This window comes from Rhodosalinus sp., from assembly GCF_041685465.1.
Taxonomy (GTDB): domain Bacteria; phylum Pseudomonadota; class Alphaproteobacteria; order Rhodobacterales; family Rhodobacteraceae; genus Rhodosalinus.
Genome location: NZ_JAWLFS010000304.1, coordinates 1 through 3,054, shown reverse-complemented (window position 1 = coordinate 3,054; position 3,054 = coordinate 1). Strand labels below are relative to the sequence as shown.

Sequence of the window (3,054 nt, the reverse complement as noted above, 5' to 3'; positions counted from 1 at the left end):
CTCGTCTGGGATCGCCACACCGGCGAGCCGGTGCATAACGCCATCGTCTGGCAGGACCGCCGCACCGCCGGGATGTGCCGCCGCCTGCGCGACGAAGGCCACGAACCCACGGTCAGCGACCGCACCGGCCTGCTGCTCGATCCCTATTTCTCGGGCACGAAACTCGCCTGGATCCTCGAGACCGTGGAGGGCGCCCGCGCGCGGGCCGAGGCGGGCGATCTCCTTTTCGGCACGGTGGATTGCTACCTGATCTGGAAGCTCACCGGCGGGCGCGTGCACGCCACCGACGCCACCAACGCCGCGCGCACGCTGCTCTACGACATCCGCAAGGGCCGCTGGTCCTCGACCATGTGCGAGATGCTCGGCGTGCCCATGAAGATGCTGCCCGAGGTGCGCGACTGCGCTGCCGACTACGGCGAGACGCGGCCCGACCTCTTCGGCGGCGCGATCCCGATCCTCGGCGTGGCGGGCGACCAGCAGGCCGCCACCGTCGGGCAGGCGTGCTTCCGCCCCGGCATGGTGAAATCCACCTACGGCACGGGCTGCTTCGCGCTCCTGAACACGGGCGAGACGCCCTGCGTCTCGAAGAACCGGCTTCTGACGACCATCGCCTATCAGCTCGACGGCAAGCCCACCTATGCGCTCGAGGGCTCGATCTTCATCGCAGGCGCCGTGGTGCAATGGCTGCGCGACGGGCTGCAGATCATCCGCCACGCCGCCGAGACGCAGCCGCTCGCCGAACGGGCCGACCCCGGACAGGAGCTCATCCTCGTGCCGGCCTTCACCGGGCTCGGCGCGCCCTACTGGAACGCCGACTGCCGCGGCGCGATCTTCGGGCTGACGCGGAAATCCGGCCCGGCGGAGTTCGCCCGCGCCGCGCTCGAGAGCGTGGGCTTCCAGACCCGCGACCTGCTGGAGGCGATGCGCGCGGACTGGAACGGCGACGCGGAGGGCGGCGCGGGCATCGCGACGCTGCGCGTGGACGGCGGCATGTCGGCGAGCGACTGGTCGATGCAGTTCCTCTCCGACATCCTCGGCGCGCCGGTGGACCGGCCCGAGGTGCTGGAGACGACGGCGCTCGGCGCCGCGTGGCTCGCCGGGATGCGCGCGGGCGTCTGCCCCGACATGGAGGGCTTCGCCGAGGCCTGGGCGCTGGAGCGCACCTTCGAGCCCAAGATGGAGGTCGCCACCCGGGACACGCGCTATGCCGCGTGGCAGCGCGCGGTGCGCGCGACGCTCTCGGTATGACGATCCCGCCCTTCGGACTGACGCTCCCCGGCGAGATCCGCTTCGGCCGCGGCACCGCGGCGGAAGCGCCGGACCGCATCGCGGCGATGGGCGCGCGGGTGCTGCTCGTCCACGGCGCCGACGCGGCGCGGGCGGAGTGGCTGGCCACGGCGCTCGCCGCGCGGGGCGTGCTGGCGGCGCGCGTGTCCTGCCCGGGCGAACCCGATCTGCCGATGCTGGAAGCCGCGCTTGACGACGCGCGGGCGGCCGCACCGGACGCGGTGGCGGCGCTCGGCGGCGGCGCGGCGCTCGACCTCGGCAAGGCGCTCGCGGCGCTCCTGCCCTCGCCGCCGCCGGCGCGCGCGCATCTCGAGGTCGTGGGCGAGGGCCGGCCGCTCACCGCCGATCCCCTGCCGTTCGCCGCGCTGCCCACCACCGCAGGCACCGGGGCGGAGGCGACGCGCAACGCGGTGATCGGCGTGCCCGAGGCCCGGCGCAAGGTGAGCCTGCGCGACGCGCGGATGCTGCCCGACCTCGCGCTGATCGACCCGGCGCTGATGGACGGCGCGCCGCGCGGCGTGACGCTCGCCTCCGGTCTCGACGCGGTGACGCAGGTGATCGAGCCGTGGCTCTCGGCCCGCGCCAACCCGATGACCGACGCGCTCTGCCACCCCGCGATCCCGCGCGGCCTCGCCGCGCTCGCCCGGCTGACGGAGGGCGAGGACGCCGATGCCCGCGACGACATCGCGCTCGTCGCGCTGACGGGGGGCGTCGCGCTCGCCAACGCGGGGCTCGGCGCGGTGCACGGGCTCGCAGGGCCGGTGGGCGGGCACGCGCCGGGTGCGGCGCACGGCGCGATCTGCGGCGCACTCCTGCCGCATGTGCTGGCCGCGAACGCGGCGGCGCCGGACCTTCCCGCGGTGACGGCGGCGCGGCTCGAGACGCTGCGCGCCATGCTGCGCGAGACGCTGGGCGTGGCGGACTGGGCCGCGCTCGCCGACTGGGCGCGGGCGGCGGGGCTGCCGGGGCTCGACACGCTCGGCCTGAACCCGGCGGATGCGCCGGCGGTGGCCGCGGCCGCGCGCGCCTCTTCCTCGATGCGGGGCAACCCCGCGGACCTCGGACAGGACAGGCTGGAACGCATTCTCGACGCCGCGCGCTGACGGGCCGAAGCGCGGCGGCGTCCCCATGACCGCGCAGCGTCGTGTTAGCGCTAGCAAGCACGTGCAAGACAGAGAAGGAGACGACGATGACAGTGAAGCTCGCCATCAACGGGTTCGGACGCATCGGCCGCTGCGCCCTGCGCGCGCTGGTCGAACACGCCCGCGACGACATGGAGATCGTCGCCATCAACGACCTCGGCCCGCCGGAAACAAACGCGCATCTGCTGAAATACGACAGCCTGCACGGCCGCTTCGCCGCCGACGTCTCGGTGGAGGACGGCGCGCTCGTCGTGGACGGGCGGCGCATCCGCGTCACCGCGGAGCGCGATCCGGCGAAGCTGCCGTGGTCGGACGTCGACGTGGCGCTGGAGTGCACGGGCGTCTTCACCGACGCCGCCAAGGCCGCGGCGCATCTCGAGAACGGGTCGAAACGCGTGCTGATCTCGGCCCCGGCCAAGGGCGCCGACCGCACGGTGGTCTACGGCGTGAACCACGCGAGCCTCGAGGCGGGCGACCGGATCGTCTCGAACGCCTCCTGCACGACGAACTGCCTCGCCCCGGTGGTCAAGGTGCTCGACGACGCCTTCGGGGTCGAGACGGGCTACATGACGACGGTGCACAGCTACACCGGCGACCAGCCCACGCTCGACGGGCTGCACAAGGA

At 74.0% G+C, this 3,054-nt stretch carries 3 protein-coding genes; all 3 read left to right on the top strand.

Annotation, left to right across the window (positions count from 1 at the left end; translation table 11 throughout):
• Nucleotides 1–1,248: FGGY family carbohydrate kinase (locus ACESL7_RS14840; protein WP_372894070.1), on the top strand; the 1,248-nt coding region annotated here is incomplete at its 5' end.
• Between the two features lie 2 nt (nucleotides 1,249–1,250).
• Nucleotides 1,251–2,390 (top strand): iron-containing alcohol dehydrogenase, encoded by a 1,140-nt coding sequence (locus ACESL7_RS14835; protein ID WP_372894071.1) that lies wholly within the window; start codon nucleotides 1,251–1,253, stop codon nucleotides 2,388–2,390.
• Nucleotides 2,391–2,476: 86 nt separating this feature from the next.
• A partial coding sequence (locus tag ACESL7_RS14830) for a type I glyceraldehyde-3-phosphate dehydrogenase (RefSeq protein ID WP_372894069.1) occupies nucleotides 2,477–3,054 on the top strand: 578 nt, incomplete at its 3' end.